Source organism: Enterobacter sp. RHBSTW-00994, assembly GCF_013782625.1.
Classification (GTDB): domain Bacteria; phylum Pseudomonadota; class Gammaproteobacteria; order Enterobacterales; family Enterobacteriaceae; genus Enterobacter.
Genome location: NZ_CP056199.1, coordinates 4,116,817 through 4,134,194 on the forward strand (window position 1 = coordinate 4,116,817; position 17,378 = coordinate 4,134,194).

The following is a 17,378-nucleotide window of genomic DNA, read 5'->3' on the forward strand; positions in this document are numbered from 1 at the left end:
TCGGAGAAGATGAAAAATAAAACGGGCCAATCGGCCCGTTTTATTTAATGACTGTCTTTCTGGATCTTCTTAATAATATTGGTGGTTGAACATCCATCTTCGAAGTTGAGCACCATCACTTCGCCGCCATTCGCCCAGACCTCTTCGCTGCCCGCGATTTGGTCCGGCTTATAATCACCACCTTTCACCAGAAGATCGGGCAGAATGCCGGCAATCAGGCGCTGCGGGGTATCTTCTTCAAAGGAGACCACCCAATCCACCGCTTCCAGTGCGCCAAGCACAATCATACGCTGCTCCAGCGGATTCACTGGACGCGTTTCGCCTTTCAGGCGTTTTGTGGATGCATCGCTGTTTACCGCTACAATCAGGCGATCGCCCAGCTTGCGTGCATTCGCCAGATAAGAAACATGACCCGCATGCAGAATGTCGAACACGCCGTTGGTCATGACCACTTTCTCGCCGCGTTTACGCGCAGCAGCGACAGCCGCTTTCAACTCATCTTCACTCATCACCCCAAAACCGGTATCGGCACGACCGCGCACCGCATTTTCCAGCTCGATTGGCGAAACGGTAGAGGTTCCGAGTTTACCAACAACAACACCGGCTGCAGCATTAGCGAAGTAACAGGCTTCTTCAAGGGAATTTCCCGCCGCCAGCGTCGCCGCCAGCACGCCGATCACCGTATCGCCCGCCCCCGTAACATCGTAAACTTCCTGTGCCTGGGTTGGCATATGTAGCGGCGCTTTACCTGGCTGCAACAACGTCATCCCCTGCTCTGAGCGGGTTACCAGCAATGCGGATAGGTCGAAATCAGCAATGATTGTCATCCCACGCTCAACCAGTTCTTCCTCGGTTTTGCACTTACCGGCAACGGCTTCAAATTCAGACAGGTTTGGCGTCAGCAGCGTTGCACCGCGATAACGTTCAAAGTCAGTCCCTTTAGGATCGATCAGGACCGGAACATTCGCTTTACGTGCCAGCTGAATCATCTGCTGAACGCTTGCCAGCGCGCCTTTCGCATAATCTGAAAGCACCAGCGCACCAATGTTGCCCAGTGCCTGTGCGATGCGCTCATGCATCGGCTCAGGATCGACACCTTCGAACCCCTCTTCAAAGTCGAGTCGGATCAACTGCTGATTACGCGAGAGCACACGCAATTTGGTGATCGTCGGATGCGTCGGTACAGAAACGAAATCACACTTCACGTTCACATCCGCCAGCGACTTGCTCAGCGCTCGCGCCGCATCATCAATGCCGGTCAACCCCACCAGACGCGAATGTGCGCCGAGAGAAGCAATGTTCATCGCCACGTTTGCCGCGCCGCCAGGACGCTCTTCAATGGTGTCCACTTTGACCACCGGAACAGGGGCTTCCGGGGAAATACGGCTGGTCGGCCCATACCAGTAGCGATCCAGCATCACATCACCGACAACCATAACCCCAGCACGTTCAAACTCTGGCAGTGTTACTTTCATTCCTGACTCCAGAAGGATTCACAATTTGCGCGCGATAATATCACACTTGTTTTGATACGCACGGTTCCACCAGCCACTTCTGCCAGCTTGCCGTTACCTGCGCACGTTCCTGTACAAAGCAGTCCAGCGCGACATGGCCGGGTTGCTCCTGCAATGCCAGATGGTGCAACGCATCGCGAAGCGTCGTATAAGCACGCGTTAACGCCTGTGCTTCCTGCTCATCCATAATGTCGTTTTGCGCAAGCAGTTCCAGAATACGCACGTTATCAGACCAGCGCGTCAGTTTCGGCTTATCGTGCGCATGCAGCAGCACCAGATACTGTGTGATGAACTCAATATCGGTAATCCCCCCTTCATCGGCCTTGATATCAAAGCGATCACGGTGCTTATTGCCTAAATGGGTGCGCATTTTCTCACGCATTTCGCGTACTTCGGTTTGCAGCACGCTGCCTTCACGCAGCGTGGTCATGACATCTTTACGGATAAGGTCAAACTGCGTTTTGAGCTGCGGATCGCCATACACCACGCGGGCACGCACCAGCGCCTGATGTTCCCATGTCCAGGCTTCATTCTTCTGATAATCGGCAAAGGATTCGGTTGAGGTCACCAACATGCCTGCCGCGCCGGATGGGCGTAAACGGGCATCCACTTCATACAAAATGCCCGACGAGGTGCGGGTACTGAACAGGTGCATAATGCGCTGTGCCAGACGCAGATAGAACTGACGCCCGTCGATTTCGCGCTCGCCATCAGTCATGACATCAACCGGGCAGTCATGCAGGAAAATCAAATCGAGATCGGAGCTGTATCCCAACTCCCAGCCACCGAGTTTTCCGTAGCCCACGACAGCAAAGCCACGACCTTCGCGGTCGGCCAGATGTTTGGGTTGCCCAAACCGCGTCACCATCTGCCCCCAGGCTTGCTGCACTACCGCATCGATAATCGCTTCCGCAAGCCAGGTTAAGTGATCGCTCACTTTCATTACCGGCAATGTACCGGCAATATCGGCTGCAGCAATACGCAACAACTGCGCCTGCTTAAACTGCCGCAGTGCTTCAAGCTGTTGCTCTTCGTCCTCTTCCGGCACGCGTAGCAAATACTGGCGAAGTTCATCGCGGTAAGCGTCCGTTGCCGTCGGCTGATACAGCGTATTCGGATCCAGCAACTCGTCCAGCAGCAGGGGATAACGCGCCAGTTGGCTGGCAACCATCGGAGAGGCCGCACACAGCGAAATCAGATGTTTCAGCGCACCTGGGAACTCACTCAGCAGCTCAAGATAGGTTGTACGGGTGATGATCCCGCTTAACAGCGGCATCATACGTGACAACGGTACAGGCGCATCCTCACGCGAGCAGACATCGCTGAGCAGATGCGGCATCAGATGATCCAGCACCTGGCGGCCACGTGGTCCAATGGCGCGCTTGTTCAGCTCCACCCGAAAATCGGCAATCAAGACCACCACGCGGTGACGATCCTCATCACTCAAATGTGCGAGAACAGGTGTTGTGTCATCTTCCTGCAATGCGTCCTGCCACAGTTCTCGCCAGTGTTCTGAGAGCGTATCATCCGGGGATTCACTTTCGTCGTCACCAATCAGGTCATTAAAGATGCGACGCACACCCGCCATGTGGGTTTCCAGTTGATCCGTTAATACCGGCCAGTCATCCGCGCGCATTCCCCATGCCAGACGCGCGCGATTTAGCTCATCACCAGGCAGGGTTTGGGTTTGTTCGTCATTAATGCTTTGCAGGAGATTTTCCAGACGGCGCAGGAAAAGGTATGCATCGCGCAGCGTTTGCGCATCGCCTTCTGGCAATAAATGAAGTTGCTCAATCGCGCTTAACGTTGGCAGTAGCGAACGGGATTGCAGGGACGGTTCGCGCCCGCCCCGAATAAGCTGAAAAACCTGGACAATGAATTCGATTTCACGAATTCCACCAGCACCGAGTTTGATGTTGTCTTTCAGGCCACGGCGGCGGACTTCTCGGGAGATCATCCCTTTCATGTTACGCAGCGACTGGATCACACTGAAGTCGATATAGCGGCGGAAAACGAACGGGCGCAGCATGGCACGCAGTTCATTGGCATAGGCATCGTCGCTGTCGCCCATAATCCGCGCTTTGACCATCGCATAACGCTCCCAGTCACGCCCCTGCTCCTGGTAATAATCTTCCAGTGCCGCAAAACTCAGTACCAGTGGGCCACTGTCACCAAACGGACGCAGACGCATATCTACGCGATAGACAAAACCGTCCTGAGTGGGCTGGTCCAGCGCTTTGATTAACCGCTGACCTAAACGCGTGAAAAACTGCGCGTTGTCCAGTTCACGGCGTCCACCACGCGTAGAGCCCTTTTCTGGCCAGGCAAAGATCAGATCAATATCGGAGGAGAAATTCAGCTCGCAGCCACCCAGCTTGCCCATTCCCAGGATAAGCAATGGCTGAGGAACGCCCTCTTCACTACAGGGCGTTCCCCACTCGCGGCAGCAGACGTCATACAGCCAGTCGCGCGCGGCAACGATCAGTGTCTGCGCCAGCCCACTCAGTTGCTGCAATGTGCTCTCTTCGCTCACCAGTTCCAGCGACTGCGCCCAGGCAATACGCACCATCACCCGACGGCGGAACTGACGCAAAACGCACATTAGCGTCGCCTCATCCGCCACGCCATCAAGTTCGGTTTGTAACCAGCCAGCATACTGCCGCCACTCTTCGGCCTGCGGCGGAGAGTTCTCAAGCTCAGCCAGCCACTCAGGATTAGCCGTTACACTCTCCTGCACAAAATCACTGAACGTGAGCACGCACTTAGCCTGCTCGCTTAATGATGACGCCGGTAATGACTCAGGCAGACGTTCGCAAACGGTCTGCCACTGCTGCTGTAACTGCGAAGAAAGCGGCATTGTAGGGTTCCTTGCCAGAATTAACGTTTTCCGCTGTGCAGCCAGAATGGCTCCTGCGAAATGGCCTCATTACGGAAATGCTCTATCTCAATATGCTGACGGGTTTCGATAGCATGTTTCAGCCCCTGCCAGTTTTCCAGCCAGACCTGTGCTTTACCCTCGTAGGCGCCAGACAGCAGTAGCATGCTGTCGATATTGCGCGTCAGGCGAATAAGCTGATCGCCATACTGGTCGCCCAGCGGATAAGCAAAGGTCGTCTTCAGTTCAGCGGCATGACGGGAAAGCTGGATATCCGCAAAACGTTTGAATGATTCACTGATTTTGGTTTGCGCTTTTGCATCCAGGAATGTGCGCCAGCTACGCGTCACCAGAAATTCGGTGAGCGCCAGTTTTGCAGTCGCGTTTTGCGGACTGTAGATTGCCGTTTTTGCTGAGACATCGGACGCCATCAGCGTTTCCGCCTGGGTCAGAAAATCACGTAAGTGAGCACTTGCTTTACGAGGAACAATGCCGCCAAACAGCGTTAACGCATGGCGAACCAGTCCCATCGCGCCCAATACATGGGCTTTCGATCCTTTCACACCGCGCGCCCACAGCTCTTCGTGGTACTGCCACTGAGAAAGCGCCAGCTCCAGCGAGGCCTCCAGACCTTGCTCCACGCTTGCTTTCGGCACGGTGCGTAAAATCGCCGTCGCCTTAGGCTGACGCGGTGCATTCCCGGCAGCCAGGTGATACCCACGCGCAGCTTTGCTCAGACTGCCCTGACGTAAACCGGATTGACTGACCAGCTTATGCGCCAGCCTGAGGACGTCAGCGGCGTCGCCTTCCAGCAATTCAAGTTCCAGTTCACAAATGGGCTCCTGAAATTCCCCCGCCTTCACCTCACCCAAATCAAGGGCGATTTCAATCCGGCTTTTACCTTCATTCACCAGCCATTTCTCACGCCAGAAATCGGTGCTAAACAGCGGTTGCACCTGAGCGCTAAGGGTTTCCGGTAATTCACCATTTGGCCATACTTCTGCGGGAAGACGATCGAGCTCAAGTTCTGGCTTGCTGATGTCGATATTGTATTCCGGGCGTTGATGCAAACCACCGACCACCCGGCCAGCAATTTTCATCGTCATCTCGTAGCGTCCATTAGCACCACGAATGCGCAACCCCATGTCATGTTGACGCAGCCAGTTATCTGGCGTTTCGTAATAGATATTGAGTAACTGAACGGGTTCGTGATGCTCGCCAGACAATGTATGCAGATGGTTGCGCAGCGCATCAACGCTGTCGTTTTCGACGATAAATTTTAATTCGATTTCTTGTGCCATGGCCTTGTACTTATGTGTGCGTCACAGATGAGTCAATTAAGGCGAACTTACTCGCCACTTTTTTGTCAGTACATAGTATTTTGCGCCAAATTGCCACGCAATGAGCAATTTGCCGAGCTTAAAAGTTTGAAGCCGTGACACAGATGATTCCGATTGCTGACGAATACTTTGCGTAGAGACACTGTTGCCACTACTATCGATCCACTTTTTATGAAAATAACGACGAATGATGCTTAAATTACGCCTGATTGGACTTACTTTACTTGCATTCAGCGCTGCAACCGCGGTGCACGCTGAAGAGAAACGTTATGTTTCTGACGAACTGAACACCTGGGTGCGTAGCGGCCCTGGTGATAATTATCGCCTCCTGGGCACGGTCAATGCCGGGGAAGAAGTCACACTGTTACAGACCAATCCAGACACTAATTACGGCCAGGTTCGTGACAGCACCGGACGTACCTCCTGGATCCCGATGAAGGAACTTAGCACCGTGCCGAGTCTGCGCACCCGCGTGCCAGATCTGGAAAATCAGGTAAAAACGCTGACCGATAAGCTGAACAATATCGACACCACCTGGAACCAGCGTACCGCTGAAATGCAGCAGAAAGTTGCCCAGAGTGACAGCGTGATTAGCGGTCTGAAAGACGAAAACCAGAAACTGAAAAACGAGCTTATTGTCGCCCAGAAAAAAGTGAATGCCGCTAACCTGCAGCTCGACGACAAACAACGAACCATCATCATGCAGTGGTTTATGTATGGCGGTGGCGTGTTGGGCGTAGGTTTGGTGCTGGGTCTGGTTCTGCCGCTGCTGATCCCAAGCCGTAAGCGTAAAGATCGTTGGATGAATTAATTCGTCTTCAATGCCAGACTTACGTACTATCTTGCGAAAAGAAAAGACGGGAGTTGTGGGCGTGAAGAGTTATCTGGTCGGTGGTGCGGTTCGTGATGCGTTGTTAGGCCTGCCGGTCAAAGACAGAGACTGGGTCGTGGTGGGTTCCACGCCTCAGGAGATGCTCGACGCGGGCTACCAGCAGGTAGGCCGCGATTTTCCCGTATTTCTTCACCCAACCAGCCATGAAGAGTACGCCCTGGCTCGCACCGAGCGAAAATCTGGCTCCGGTTATACCGGTTTTACCTGCTATGCCGCACCTGATGTGACTCTGGAGCAAGATTTGTTGCGCCGGGACCTCACCATTAACGCGCTGGCACAGGACGATCAAGGCCGAATTTTTGACGCTTATGGCGGTCTGGACGATCTCCGAGACCGTATTTTGCGTCATGTCTCCCCTGCGTTTTCTGAAGATCCGCTGCGCGTGCTGCGCGTGGCGCGTTTCGCTGCTCGTTATGCTCACCTGAGTTTTTGTATCGCCACTGAGACTATGGCACTGATGACCGCCATGACCCATGCGGGCGAGCTGGAGCACCTTACGCCAGAACGCGTCTGGAAAGAGACAGAAAGCGCGCTATCGACCCGCAACCCGCAGGTCTTTTTCCAGGTACTTCGTGAGTGTGGTGCGCTGAAAGTCCTGTTCCCGGAAATCGATGTACTCTTCGGTGTGCCGGCTCCGGCAAAATGGCATCCGGAAATTGATACCGGCATTCATACCCTGATGACGCTGAGTATGGCTGCCATGCTCAGCCCTGCCATTGATGTACGTTTCGCGACGCTATGCCACGATCTGGGCAAAGGGTTAACACCGAAAGAGTTCTGGCCTCGCCACCACGGACACGGCCCGGCGGGAGTGAAACTGGTTGAGGGATTATGTCAGCGTCTGCGTGTGCCTAACGACATCCGCGATCTGGCAAAACTGGTGGCGGAGTTTCATGACCTGATCCACACGTTCCCGATCCTGAAACCAACCACTATCGTCAAACTTTTCGACAGTATCGACGCCTGGCGCAAGCCACAGCGCGTAGAACAGATCGCTCTGACCAGTGAAGCCGACGTTCGTGGGCGCACCGGGTTTGAAGCCTGCGATTATCCGCAGGGACGGTTGTTGCGTGAGGCATGGATCGTAGCGAGTGCAGTGCCAACAAAAGACGTTGTCGAAGCCGGCTTTAAAGGACCAGAGATCCGCGAAGAGCTGACCAAACGCCGTATTCAGGCAGTAGCTGACTGGAAGGAACAGCGTTGCCCTCAGCCAAAAGACTGAGGGCAATCAATCAGAAGAAGACGACGTACACCGCCGCGGCGACAATAAAGCGATAGATCGCAAACGGAATAAACGAGATACGTTTGATAAGTTGCAGGAAGGTTTTGATCGCAATCAGCGCCACAATAAAGGCGGTGATAAAGCCCACGGCGAACATCGGAATATCTCCCACCGTCAGGAAGCCGATGCTTTTATAGAGATCAAGCGCAGTTGCCCCCATCATCATCGGTACGGCCAGCAGGAATGAAAACTCCGATGCCGCGTAACGGCTAACGCCCATCAGCATCCCACCTGAAATCGTTGCTCCTGAACGCGAAAAACCCGGCCACAACGCCAGACACTGGAAACAGCCAATCATGAATGCCTGACGGTAAGTCATGTCGTCCAGGCCTTCCGCACGCGGTTTTTTCGGTTTCAGCACTTCCGCTACAATCAGCAATACCCCGCCAACCACCAGCGCATACATGACGTTAATCGGGTTAAACAGCGATTTAATCGTGTCGTGAAAAATCAGTCCCAGTACTACAGCAGGAACCATACCTAACAGGATATGGATCAGCGTCAGGCGGCCTTTACCTTCTCCCTCATGTTGCGGCGGACGGCCAAAGTGAATACCAATCAAGCCAAAGAGACGACGCCAGAACATCACAACGACCGCCAGAATCGAACCTAACTGGATAACAACTTCAAACGTCTTTGCCGTATCGCCCTCAAAGCCCAGCAGATGTCCCACGATAATCATGTGACCAGTACTGGAAACCGGCAAAAACTCCGTCAATCCTTCGACCACACCCAGGATTGCCGCCACCAGCAGCGAGTGCATATCGCTCATCAATAAACCCCTAAAAAGATATAAAAACGGTGAACCGTCATGTCCACCGTGAAAGATACATCCTTAAGACCGGTATAACCGAAAATGGTTTAGCTATTATGACGTTAAATGTTTCCTTTCGGATTACTGCCACGCTCGATGATCACACCAACATTGGTCGCGCGTGCCACAGCGCCGGGCTTACTGAGTTTGATACGTACCCAGGGAGAGTTGAAGCGGCTCAACAGCAAATCTGCAACCTCTTCTGCCACGCGTTCAACCAGTGCAAAACGTTGGCCTTCGACGTGGCTAATGACCGTGTCGCTAATATCGGCATAGCTCAGACAGTCATTCACATCATCACTTTTTGCGGCCAGACGGTTGTCCCAGCCCATTTCGATATCGAACACTAATTTCTGTTCGATGGTCTGTTCCCAGTCGTAAACACCAATAGTGGTGATTACCGAAAGTTGCTCTATAAATACAATATCCATCACGACCTGCCTGCTTTTTGGCTAAACCGGATACCACTTCCGGCGAATTATGCGTATTATCCACAGATGTTGAGAACACAGATACATTTTCAAAACGGAACAGCGTTATGAGTGCAATCGCGCCTGGAATGATTCTCCTCGCCTACCTTTGCGGCTCAATCTCCAGCGCCATTCTGGTCTGCCGCATCGCCGGGTTACCTGATCCACGCGAGAGCGGATCCCGGAATCCCGGGGCGACCAATGTACTACGAATTGGCGGCAAGGGAGCAGCCGTAGCGGTTTTGATTTTTGATGTTCTGAAAGGAATGCTACCGGTCTGGGGCGCATATGCTCTGGGCGTTACCCCTTTTTGGCTCGGGCTTATCGCCATCGCAGCCTGTATTGGTCATATCTGGCCTGTTTTCTTTGGTTTTAAAGGCGGTAAAGGCGTTGCCACCGCATTTGGCGCGATTGCGCCCATCGGTTGGGATTTAACGGGCGTGATGGCCGGAACCTGGCTTTTGACCATTTTACTGAGTGGCTATTCATCGCTGGGCGCAATTGTGAGCGCACTTATCGCGCCATTTTATGTCTGGTGGTTTAAGCCCCAGTTTACCTTCCCGGTGTCGATGCTCTCCTGCCTCATTTTGTTGCGCCATCACGATAACATTCAGCGCTTATGGCGTCGTCAGGAGACCAAAATCTGGACGAAACTGAAGCTAAAGAGAAAGAAAAAAGACCCTCAGTAAGCGGTTAGTTATGCCTTATAACCAAATGTGATTTTGGTCACCTTCTGCCTGTGGTAACTGTTAGAGACACAACACAACCACACAAAAAGAAAAATGGCAGAAATCACCAACTCAACCTCTCTTTCAACGGCAGGACATTCCCCTGATGGCGACATCAGATGGGTTCGTAGCGCCTCTGACGTTTCACGTCTGGTCAACGCGGGTTCTCAGGGCCGGGCTAATGCCCGTATCGTGATCGGTATCGCGCTGGGCGGTATTTTCCTCGATGCATACGATCTCGGTGCTCTGGCATTCGGTATCAAAGACATTACCCGCGAGTTTAATCTCACGCCGGCAGGCACGGGCATGGTGGCGTCGGCCATCACCTTCGGGGCAATCGTCGGGGCGCTCCTCGGTGGTTACCTCACGGACAAAATTGGGCGTTACCGCGTCTTTATGGCCGACATGGTGTTCTTCGTGGTGGCCGCCATCGCCTGTGCGCTGGCGCCGAACGAGTATGTTCTGGCGGGGGCACGCTTCGTAATGGGTCTTGGCGTGGGGATCGACCTTCCCGTCGCGATGGCATTTTTAAGCGAATTTGCCAAACTAAAAGGCCCCGGCAACAAAGCCTCCAGCGTCGCCATGTGGTGTCCAACCTGGTACGCCGCCATCAGTATCTCTTATCTGTTGGTTCTCTTCTTCTATGCGGTCCTGCCGGAAAGCCACAGCGACTGGCTCTGGCGTTTGATCCTCGGCTTTGGCGCGGTTCCTGCATTGGTCATTATCGCAATCCGCAGCCGCTATATGAGCGAGTCTCCGGTCTGGGCGGCAAACCAGGGCAACCTGAAACAGGCAGCTTCCATTCTGCGCCAGTCGTATAACATTAACGCCCATGTCCCGCAGGATGCGCTCAACCAGCCAGCGCCGGTGGTCAATAAAGCAAAATGGGCAAATTACCTGAACCTGTTCAAGGGGGTCTATTTACGGCGAACAACGCTGGCGACGTTGCTGTCGGTGGTCTCCTCATTTGCCTATAACGCCGTGGCCTTTGGCCTGCCCGTCATTATCTCCAGCTTCTTTGTTCAGTCGATGTTGACCACCATTTTGATCTCGCTGGCGCTTAACCTGCTGTTTGCGTTCGTCGGCGGACTGCTGGCAGTGCGTTACGTCCCGCGCTTTGGCGCATGGCGAATGTCACTTGCAGGTTATACCTGTCAGCTTATTGCCTTGCTTGGTCTGGCGCTGATTGGTCGCCCGGAAGGCGCCCCGGAAGGTATTATCGCCGTCGCCATGCTGGCGCTGTTCCTGTTCGGCCAGGGTTTTGGACCGGGCGCGCATACCATGGCATTTGCTTCGCTGAGCTATCCAACGTCGTTGCGCGGTGTAGGCGTTGGCCTCAACCAGACGCTGATGCGCAGCAGCTCAACGCTGTCGCTGTTCCTGTTCCCACTGCTGGTTGCCTCTCTGGATACCGCGGTGTTCTGGGTGATTGCCCTGGCGCCGTTTATCGGGCTGGCCTCACTGCTGGCGATCCGCTGGGAACCGTCCGGGTATGATGTGGATGCGGAGGATTATCGGTAATTTCCTCCTTAACTCAATTGTGGAATTGTTCCGTTCACTACAGCACCTCTGCTATCTGAAACACCCACAGCGGCCTGAAAGGGGAACGGGTGTTGAGTCCCCGCTAAAATCGGCGAACCGGAGACCGAATGACAAGGTCTGGACGCCAGGGATAGCGGCCTGAGGCGAATCGAGACAGGATATCGAGTTGAGCCGACCGCAGGCAGAGGGTCGGGAGACGAGCGAAGTGCGAAGCACCGATTTTGTTGCGGGGCCGCGGTGGCCCCCTTTCCCGTTCACAGGCTGCATCATTTTATTTTCTGCCACTCTCAAGGTGAACGGAACAAACCTCAACACTCATCCATAAGCGACTCATATGACAGCCTTCATTTCTGCCAGGGCATACTAAAACGTAACCCGGTAGTGAGCAGATGGATGCAGCATGTTAGCAACTCAGGTCACTGATAACTCTTATAAAGGCTGGCAGGCATCCCTTGATCTGCTGTTTCGCCGCACCCCTGAGAAAACCCTTCTGCAGTCGGCCCGTCACGTAGGCCCCCTCACGGTTCAACGCCCGTTTTACCCCGAAGAGGAAACCTGCCACCTCTACTTACTTCACCCACCCGGTGGAATTGTCGGTGGAGATGTTCTGAATATTTCCGTTCAGTTAGAAGCGGGCTGTCACACGCTGATTACCATGCCGGGAGCAAGCAAGTTTTACCGCAGCAGCGGTAAAGAGGCGCGTCTGGAGCAGCACTTTACCCTCGCAGAAAACGCCACGCTGGAGTGGTTGCCGCAGGACACCATTTTCTTCCCTGGCGCGAATGCCGCACTGCGTTCCGTCTTCCATCTGCAAACCTCCAGCACCCTGCTGGCCTGGGAGCTTTTCTGCCTGGGCCGTCCGGTGATCAACGAAACCTTCAGCCACGGCACAATCGAGAGTCGGCTGGAGGTCTGGATCGAGGGTGAACCGCGGTTAATTGAGCGTCAGCATCTGAAGGACGGAGACCTTTCCTCTGTAGCAAACCATCCGTGGATCGGCACATTGCTGTTCTATCCATCAACGGAACATCACCTTGAAACTGTGCGTGAACAGCTCGCCCCGCTGGAAAATTTTGCCGGAGCGACCCTCACCGATGGTCTGATGTCGGTGCGTTTTCTCTCGCACGATAACCTGATTTGTCAGCGGGTAATGCGCGAAATATGGCAGTCGCTTCGCCCGCTTTTAACCACCAAATCGCCCTGCTCACCCCGCATCTGGCAGACCTAAGAGAAACGTTATGGAACTGACCCCCAGAGAAAAAGACAAGCTGTTGTTGTTCACCGCGGCGCTGGTTGCTGAGCGCCGCCTGGCTCGTGGTGTAAAGCTTAACTATCCGGAATCGGTCGCCTTGATCAGCGCCTTTATTATGGAAGGTGCTCGCGACGGGGAAACCGTGGCGGCTTTAATGGAAGCTGGCCGCCACGTTCTGACGCGCGCTCAGGTGATGGAAGGTGTCCCGGAAATGATCCCCGACATTCAGGTTGAAGCCACGTTTCCAGACGGCTCCAAGCTTGTCACCGTTCACAACCCCATTGTGTAAGGAACATGTGATGATCCCAGGTGAATACCAGATCAAATCAGGGCAGATAGCCCTTAACAGTGGGCGAGAAACACAACGTGTGATCGTGGAAAACCACGGCGACAGGCCGATCCAGGTGGGATCGCATTACCACTTTTACGAGGTCAACCCGGCGCTAAAGTTCGATCGTGAACCTGTAAAAGGCTATCGCCTCAATATTCCAGCCGGCACAGCGGTACGGTTTGAACCCGGCCAGAAACGTGAAGTCACGTTGGTCAAAGTGGCAGGCGCACAGCGCATTTTCGGCTTTCGGGGCGATGTTATGGGCGAACTGGAGGTAAAAAATGGCTGATATTTCACGCCAGGCCTATGCCGATATGTTCGGCCCGACGACGGGAGATAAAGTCAGGCTGGCCGATACCGGGCTGTGGATCGAAGTGGAACACGATCTCACGATCTACGGTGAAGAGGTTAAATTCGGCGGCGGGAAAGTGATCCGCGACGGCATGGGACAAGGGCAGATGACCGCAGAAGAGTGCGTGGATCTGGTCCTGACCAACGCGTTGATCGTCGATCACTGGGGGATCGTGAAAGCAGATATCGGGGTGAAGAACGGGCGGATCTTTGCCGTCGGTAAAGCTGGAAACCCCGATATCCAACCCGGCGTGACGATCCCGATTGGCGCAGCAACGGAGGTGATCGCCGCTGAAGGCAAGATCGTCACCGCTGGTGGGATCGACACCCACATTCACTGGATCTGCCCACAGCAAGCCGAAGAAGCGCTGGTCTCTGGTGTCACCACCATGATTGGGGGAGGAACAGGCCCGGCTGCGGGCACGCACGCAACCACCTGCACACCGGGGCCCTGGTATATCGCCCGCATGCTACAGGCCGCCGACACCCTGCCCGTCAATATTGGATTTCTGGGGAAAGGCAACGGATCGAATCCTGATGCCTTGCGCGAACAAATCGCCGCGGGTGCTATCGGCCTGAAAATCCACGAGGACTGGGGCGCGACGCCTGCGGCAATCAACTGTTCACTGAACGTGGCTGACGAAATGGATATTCAGGTGGCCCTGCACAGCGACACGCTGAATGAATCCGGCTTTGTTGAAGATACGCTGGCGGCGATCGCGGGTCGCACCATTCACACGTTCCATACCGAAGGTGCGGGCGGCGGACATGCACCGGATATCATTACCGCCTGCGCGCACCCCAATATTCTTCCTTCGTCGACGAACCCGACACTGCCGTACACCGTCAACACTATCGATGAACATCTCGACATGTTGATGGTCTGTCACCATCTTGATCCCGATATTGCTGAAGATGTGGCCTTTGCTGAATCCCGTATTCGCCGGGAAACGATCGCCGCCGAAGATGTGTTGCACGATATCGGCGCGTTCTCGCTCACGTCATCAGACTCCCAGGCGATGGGCCGCGTGGGCGAAGTAATTATCCGCACCTGGCAGGTCGCACACCGGATGAAAGTCCAGCGAGGTACGCTACCGGAAGAGTCCGGTGAAAATGATAACGTCCGCGTGAAGCGCTATATCGCCAAATACACCATCAACCCTGCACTCACCCACGGTATTTCACATGAGGTCGGCTCCATTGAAGCGGGAAAACTGGCGGATCTGGTGGTCTGGTCACCCGCATTTTTTGGTGTGAAACCTGCCACCATCGTCAAAGGTGGAATGATCGCCTGCGCGCCAATGGGTGATATCAACGCCTCTATCCCGACGCCGCAACCGGTGCATTATCGCCCGATGTTTGGCTCGCTGGGTGCTGCACGCCACGCCACGCGCCTGACGTTTGTCTCACAGGCTGCGGCAACCAATGGCATCCCCCAGCAACTGAACTTGCAGAGCGCCATTGCCGTGGTGAAAGGCTGTCGAACAGTAAAAAAAGCCGACATGATCCATAACGATCTACAGCCGAATATCACCGTGGATGCACAAACTTATGAGGTCCGTGTTGACGGACATCTGATCACCAGCGAGCCCGCAGATGTTCTGCCGATGGCTCAGCGCTATTTTCTGTTTTAGGAGCAACGATGATCACCTTAACGCAACGCCTTGACCATGCTCACCCCACGACCGCCAGCGTCACGCTGCCGATTGATATCCGGGTAAAAAGTCGTGCCCGAGTGGAACTCAACGATGGCCGCGAAGCTGGGCTAATGCTGCCTCGCGGCTTGCTGCTGCGCGGCGGCGACCTTCTGGCGACGGAAGATGGCAGCGAGGTGATCGAAGTGATTGCTGCGCCGGAATCGGTCTCCGTCGTGCATTGCGCCGATCCCTGGTTGCTCGCCCGTGCCTGTTATCACCTGGGTAACCGCCACGTCCCGTTGCAAATCATGCCCGGTGAACTTCGCTACCACCACGATCACGTACTCGACGACATGCTGCGCCAGTTTGCCCTTGAGGTGACATTTGCCCACCTGCCGTTTGAACCCGAAGCGGGCGCTTACACCAGCGACGCTCATAGCCATTCTCACGCCCACTCACATTAAGGAACTCCTATGCGCACGTATTTACCGCTGTTACTGCTGGCTTTTTCCCTTCCGGCGCTCGCGCATCCTGGGCATGGCACAGACAGCTTTCAGGCTGGATTCCTCCATCCCCTGACCGGTTTTGATCATCTGTTAATGTTGACCGGCGCTGGCGTGCTTTCCGCATTAAGCGGGCGCAAGCTGCTGCTGCCCTTTGCCACCCTCGGCATGATGCTGGTTGGGGCGATTGCCGGCAGTCTGTTCGGTGGTTTTAGCGGCATGGAGATGCTGATCATCGCTTCGCTGGCTGTGTGTGGCGTGATGATGTTTAAGACCGAAAAACGGCTTTTATTGGCGGTCCCCGCACTGGCGATGTTCCACGGCTGGGCGCACGGTGTGGAGATGTCCGGCCACAATTTCTGGCTGTTTACCAGCGGTTTCATGCTCGCCAGTGCCACAGTGTTGTGCGCAAGTTTCGCCGCAGGATTACTGCTTCGCCGCCATGATGGCCTGCGCAAAATCTTCGGCGGTGGGCTGATTGTCTCAGCCTTGCTGGCGCTGATGAGCTAATGGAGCACACACGGCAGTGGCTGCGCTTGATGCAACTCTCCAGTAGCAGTTTGCCTGTCGGGTCTTTCACCTGGTCACAGGGGCTGGAATGGGCAGTAGAGGCTGGCTGGGTCACCAGCAGCGATGCGTTCAAACACTGGCAAATACAGCAGATGGATAACAGCTTTTTCTGCGTTGATCTGCCGCTGTTTATTCGTCTGTATCAGGCCTGTGAGCAAGACGATCTTGCGCGCGCAACACGCTGGACGGCATACGTCCTTGCCTGCCGGGAAACGCGCGAGCTACGCGAAGAAGAACGCAATCGCGCCGCCGCGTTTACACGCCTCATCAAAAGCTGGGAACCAGACTCACCCAAAGAGTGGCTACCGCTGTTTTCCCAAAGCCAGTTGTGCGGTATGGCGTGGCTCGGCGTGCGGTGGGGCATTGGCGCGCGCGAGCTGGCATTAAGCCTGGGCTATAGCTGGATTGAAAGCGCGGTGATGGCAGGCGTTAAACTGGTTCCTTTCGGGCAGCAGGCGGCGCAACAGCTCATTATTGAACTGAGCGACCATTTTTCCGCCGGTCTTGAACAGGCTTTTTTGCGCGAGGATGACGAACTCGGTGCAGCAACACCGCTTTCCGCCATCGCTTCTGCGCGACACGAAACACAATATTCACGGTTATTCCGTTCCTGAGGATGCACTATGGCTGATTACAAACACCCCTTGCGCGTTGGCGTGGGTGGCCCGGTAGGGTCGGGCAAGACCGCACTGCTGGAAGCGCTTTGCAAAGCAATGCGCGACACATATCACCTGGCAGTGGTAACGAACGATATCTACACCAAAGAGGATCAACGCATTCTGACGGAAGCGGGCGCACTGGCGCCAGAGCGTATTGTGGGCGTAGAAACCGGCGGATGCCCTCATACCGCGATCCGCGAAGATGCGTCGATGAACCTCGCAGCGGTCGAAGCACTCAGCGAGAAATTCGGTAATCTGGATCTGATTTTCGTTGAAAGCGGCGGGGACAACCTGAGCGCGACCTTCAGCCCGGAGCTGGCGGATCTGACAATCTACGTTATCGACGTCGCTGAAGGGGAGAAGATCCCACGCAAGGGCGGGCCGGGGATCACCAAATCAGATTTTCTGGTAATCAACAAAACCGATCTGGCCCCTTACGTCGGCGCGTCGCTGGAGGTAATGGAGCGCGACACTAATCGTATGCGCGGTGAACGGCCATGGACGTTTACCAACCTGAAAGTGGGTGATGGCCTCGCGACGATCATTGCGTTTCTGGAAGAGAAAGGGATGTTGCGGGTGTAGCCGAATAGACCCTCTCCCTTGTGGGGAGAGGGTGAG

Annotated in this window: 17 protein-coding genes; 12 read left to right on the forward strand and 5 right to left on the reverse strand. The window is 54.8% G+C overall.

What is annotated here, in order from left to right:
* Positions 1 to 44 precede the first annotated feature (44 nt).
* Genes hldE through HV346_RS19605 form a run of 3 tightly spaced genes read right to left on the reverse strand, consistent with a single transcriptional unit; the run spans position 45 to position 5,690 of the window.
* On the reverse strand, positions 45 to 1,475 hold the full coding sequence (gene hldE / locus HV346_RS19595; protein WP_181620834.1) for a bifunctional D-glycero-beta-D-manno-heptose-7-phosphate kinase/D-glycero-beta-D-manno-heptose 1-phosphate adenylyltransferase HldE: 1,431 nt from the start codon (positions 1,473 to 1,475) through the stop codon (positions 45 to 47).
* Between the two features lie 40 nt (positions 1,476 to 1,515).
* Complete coding sequence (glnE, locus tag HV346_RS19600) at positions 1,516 to 4,371, reverse strand: bifunctional [glutamate--ammonia ligase]-adenylyl-L-tyrosine phosphorylase/[glutamate--ammonia-ligase] adenylyltransferase (RefSeq protein WP_181620835.1); 2,856 nt, start codon at positions 4,369 to 4,371, stop codon at positions 1,516 to 1,518.
* A gap of 20 nt (positions 4,372 to 4,391) precedes the next feature.
* Positions 4,392 to 5,690, reverse strand: a complete 1,299-nt coding sequence (locus HV346_RS19605) for an inorganic triphosphatase (protein ID WP_181620836.1) — start codon at positions 5,688 to 5,690, stop codon at positions 4,392 to 4,394.
* Between the two features lie 229 nt (positions 5,691 to 5,919).
* Here HV346_RS19605 and HV346_RS19610 point away from each other — a divergent pair, with 229 nt between their 5' ends.
* Positions 5,920 to 6,540, forward strand: coding sequence for a TIGR04211 family SH3 domain-containing protein (locus HV346_RS19610; RefSeq protein WP_181623839.1), 621 nt, complete (start codon positions 5,920 to 5,922; stop codon positions 6,538 to 6,540).
* Positions 6,541 to 6,601: 61 nt separating this feature from the next.
* Entirely contained in the window at positions 6,602 to 7,843 is a 1,242-nt protein-coding gene (locus HV346_RS19615; protein WP_181620837.1) for a multifunctional CCA addition/repair protein, read from the forward strand.
* Positions 7,844 to 7,853: 10 nt separating this feature from the next.
* On the opposite strand, the gene bacA is transcribed toward HV346_RS19615, so the two are convergent.
* Both bacA and folB read right to left on the reverse strand, forming a co-directional pair.
* Positions 7,854 to 8,675: an undecaprenyl-diphosphate phosphatase gene (gene bacA, locus HV346_RS19620; RefSeq protein ID WP_181620838.1), complete on the reverse strand. Its 822-nt coding sequence runs from the start codon at positions 8,673 to 8,675 to the stop codon at positions 7,854 to 7,856.
* Between the two features lie 104 nt (positions 8,676 to 8,779).
* Entirely contained in the window at positions 8,780 to 9,148 is a 369-nt protein-coding gene (gene folB / locus HV346_RS19625; protein ID WP_181620839.1) for a bifunctional dihydroneopterin aldolase/7,8-dihydroneopterin epimerase, read from the reverse strand.
* A 107-nt stretch (positions 9,149 to 9,255) separates the two neighbouring features.
* Between folB and plsY the strand changes: the two genes are divergently transcribed.
* The 10 genes from plsY to ureG all read left to right on the forward strand — a co-directional run bounded on the left by plsY (position 9,256) and on the right by ureG (position 17,342).
* On the forward strand, positions 9,256 to 9,876 hold the full coding sequence (gene plsY, locus HV346_RS19630; protein ID WP_181620840.1) for a glycerol-3-phosphate 1-O-acyltransferase PlsY: 621 nt from the start codon (positions 9,256 to 9,258) through the stop codon (positions 9,874 to 9,876).
* Positions 9,877 to 9,969: 93 nt separating this feature from the next.
* Positions 9,970 to 11,436 carry an MFS transporter gene (locus HV346_RS19635; RefSeq protein WP_181620841.1) on the forward strand — a complete coding sequence of 489 codons (1,467 nt, stop codon included), beginning with the start codon at positions 9,970 to 9,972 and terminating at the stop codon, positions 11,434 to 11,436.
* Positions 11,437 to 11,857: 421 nt separating this feature from the next.
* Positions 11,858 to 12,685: an urease accessory protein UreD gene (locus HV346_RS19640; protein ID WP_181620842.1), complete on the forward strand. Its 828-nt coding sequence runs from the start codon at positions 11,858 to 11,860 to the stop codon at positions 12,683 to 12,685.
* A gap of 10 nt (positions 12,686 to 12,695) precedes the next feature.
* A complete protein-coding gene (locus tag HV346_RS19645; RefSeq protein WP_181620843.1) occupies positions 12,696 to 12,998 on the forward strand; it encodes an urease subunit gamma in 303 nt (100 codons plus the stop codon).
* Between the two features lie 10 nt (positions 12,999 to 13,008).
* On the forward strand, positions 13,009 to 13,329 hold the full coding sequence (locus HV346_RS19650) for an urease subunit beta (protein WP_181620844.1): 321 nt from the start codon (positions 13,009 to 13,011) through the stop codon (positions 13,327 to 13,329).
* On the forward strand, positions 13,322 to 15,025 hold the full coding sequence (ureC, locus tag HV346_RS19655) for an urease subunit alpha (RefSeq protein WP_181620845.1): 1,704 nt from the start codon (positions 13,322 to 13,324) through the stop codon (positions 15,023 to 15,025). The genes HV346_RS19650 and ureC overlap by 8 nt, the downstream gene beginning before the upstream one ends.
* Positions 15,026 to 15,033: 8 nt before the next feature.
* Positions 15,034 to 15,492 carry an urease accessory protein UreE gene (gene ureE, locus HV346_RS19660; RefSeq protein WP_181620846.1) on the forward strand — a complete coding sequence of 153 codons (459 nt, stop codon included), beginning with the start codon at positions 15,034 to 15,036 and terminating at the stop codon, positions 15,490 to 15,492.
* 9 nt (positions 15,493 to 15,501) lie between these two features.
* A complete protein-coding gene (locus HV346_RS19665) occupies positions 15,502 to 16,041 on the forward strand; it encodes a HupE/UreJ family protein (protein WP_181620847.1) in 540 nt (179 codons plus the stop codon).
* On the forward strand, positions 16,041 to 16,715 hold the full coding sequence (locus tag HV346_RS19670; RefSeq protein WP_181620848.1) for an urease accessory protein UreF: 675 nt from the start codon (positions 16,041 to 16,043) through the stop codon (positions 16,713 to 16,715). The genes HV346_RS19665 and HV346_RS19670 overlap by 1 nt, the downstream gene beginning before the upstream one ends.
* 9 nt (positions 16,716 to 16,724) lie before the next feature.
* Positions 16,725 to 17,342, forward strand: a complete 618-nt coding sequence (gene ureG / locus HV346_RS19675; protein ID WP_181620849.1) for an urease accessory protein UreG — start codon at positions 16,725 to 16,727, stop codon at positions 17,340 to 17,342.
* Positions 17,343 to 17,378: the final 36 nt, after the last annotated feature.

Coding starts and splice junctions, on each gene's coding strand:
- hldE (WP_181620834.1), bottom strand. CDS start 1,475: ATGAAAGTAACACTGCCAGAGTTTGAACGTGCTGGGGTTATGGTTGTC.
- glnE (WP_181620835.1), bottom strand. CDS start 4,371: ATGCCGCTTTCTTCGCAGTTACAGCAGCAGTGGCAGACCGTTTGCGAA.
- HV346_RS19605 (WP_181620836.1), bottom strand. CDS start 5,690: ATGGCACAAGAAATCGAATTAAAATTTATCGTCGAAAACGACAGCGTT.
- HV346_RS19610 (WP_181623839.1), top strand. CDS start 5,920: ATGCTTAAATTACGCCTGATTGGACTTACTTTACTTGCATTCAGCGCT.
- bacA (WP_181620838.1), bottom strand. CDS start 8,675: ATGAGCGATATGCACTCGCTGCTGGTGGCGGCAATCCTGGGTGTGGTC.
- folB (WP_181620839.1), bottom strand. CDS start 9,148: ATGGATATTGTATTTATAGAGCAACTTTCGGTAATCACCACTATTGGT.
- plsY (WP_181620840.1), top strand. CDS start 9,256: ATGAGTGCAATCGCGCCTGGAATGATTCTCCTCGCCTACCTTTGCGGC.
- HV346_RS19635 (WP_181620841.1), top strand. CDS start 9,970: ATGGCAGAAATCACCAACTCAACCTCTCTTTCAACGGCAGGACATTCC.
- HV346_RS19640 (WP_181620842.1), top strand. CDS start 11,858: ATGTTAGCAACTCAGGTCACTGATAACTCTTATAAAGGCTGGCAGGCA.
- HV346_RS19645 (WP_181620843.1), top strand. CDS start 12,696: ATGGAACTGACCCCCAGAGAAAAAGACAAGCTGTTGTTGTTCACCGCG.
- HV346_RS19650 (WP_181620844.1), top strand. CDS start 13,009: ATGATCCCAGGTGAATACCAGATCAAATCAGGGCAGATAGCCCTTAAC.
- ureC (WP_181620845.1), top strand. CDS start 13,322: ATGGCTGATATTTCACGCCAGGCCTATGCCGATATGTTCGGCCCGACG.
- ureE (WP_181620846.1), top strand. CDS start 15,034: ATGATCACCTTAACGCAACGCCTTGACCATGCTCACCCCACGACCGCC.
- HV346_RS19665 (WP_181620847.1), top strand. CDS start 15,502: ATGCGCACGTATTTACCGCTGTTACTGCTGGCTTTTTCCCTTCCGGCG.
- HV346_RS19670 (WP_181620848.1), top strand. CDS start 16,041: ATGGAGCACACACGGCAGTGGCTGCGCTTGATGCAACTCTCCAGTAGC.
- ureG (WP_181620849.1), top strand. CDS start 16,725: ATGGCTGATTACAAACACCCCTTGCGCGTTGGCGTGGGTGGCCCGGTA.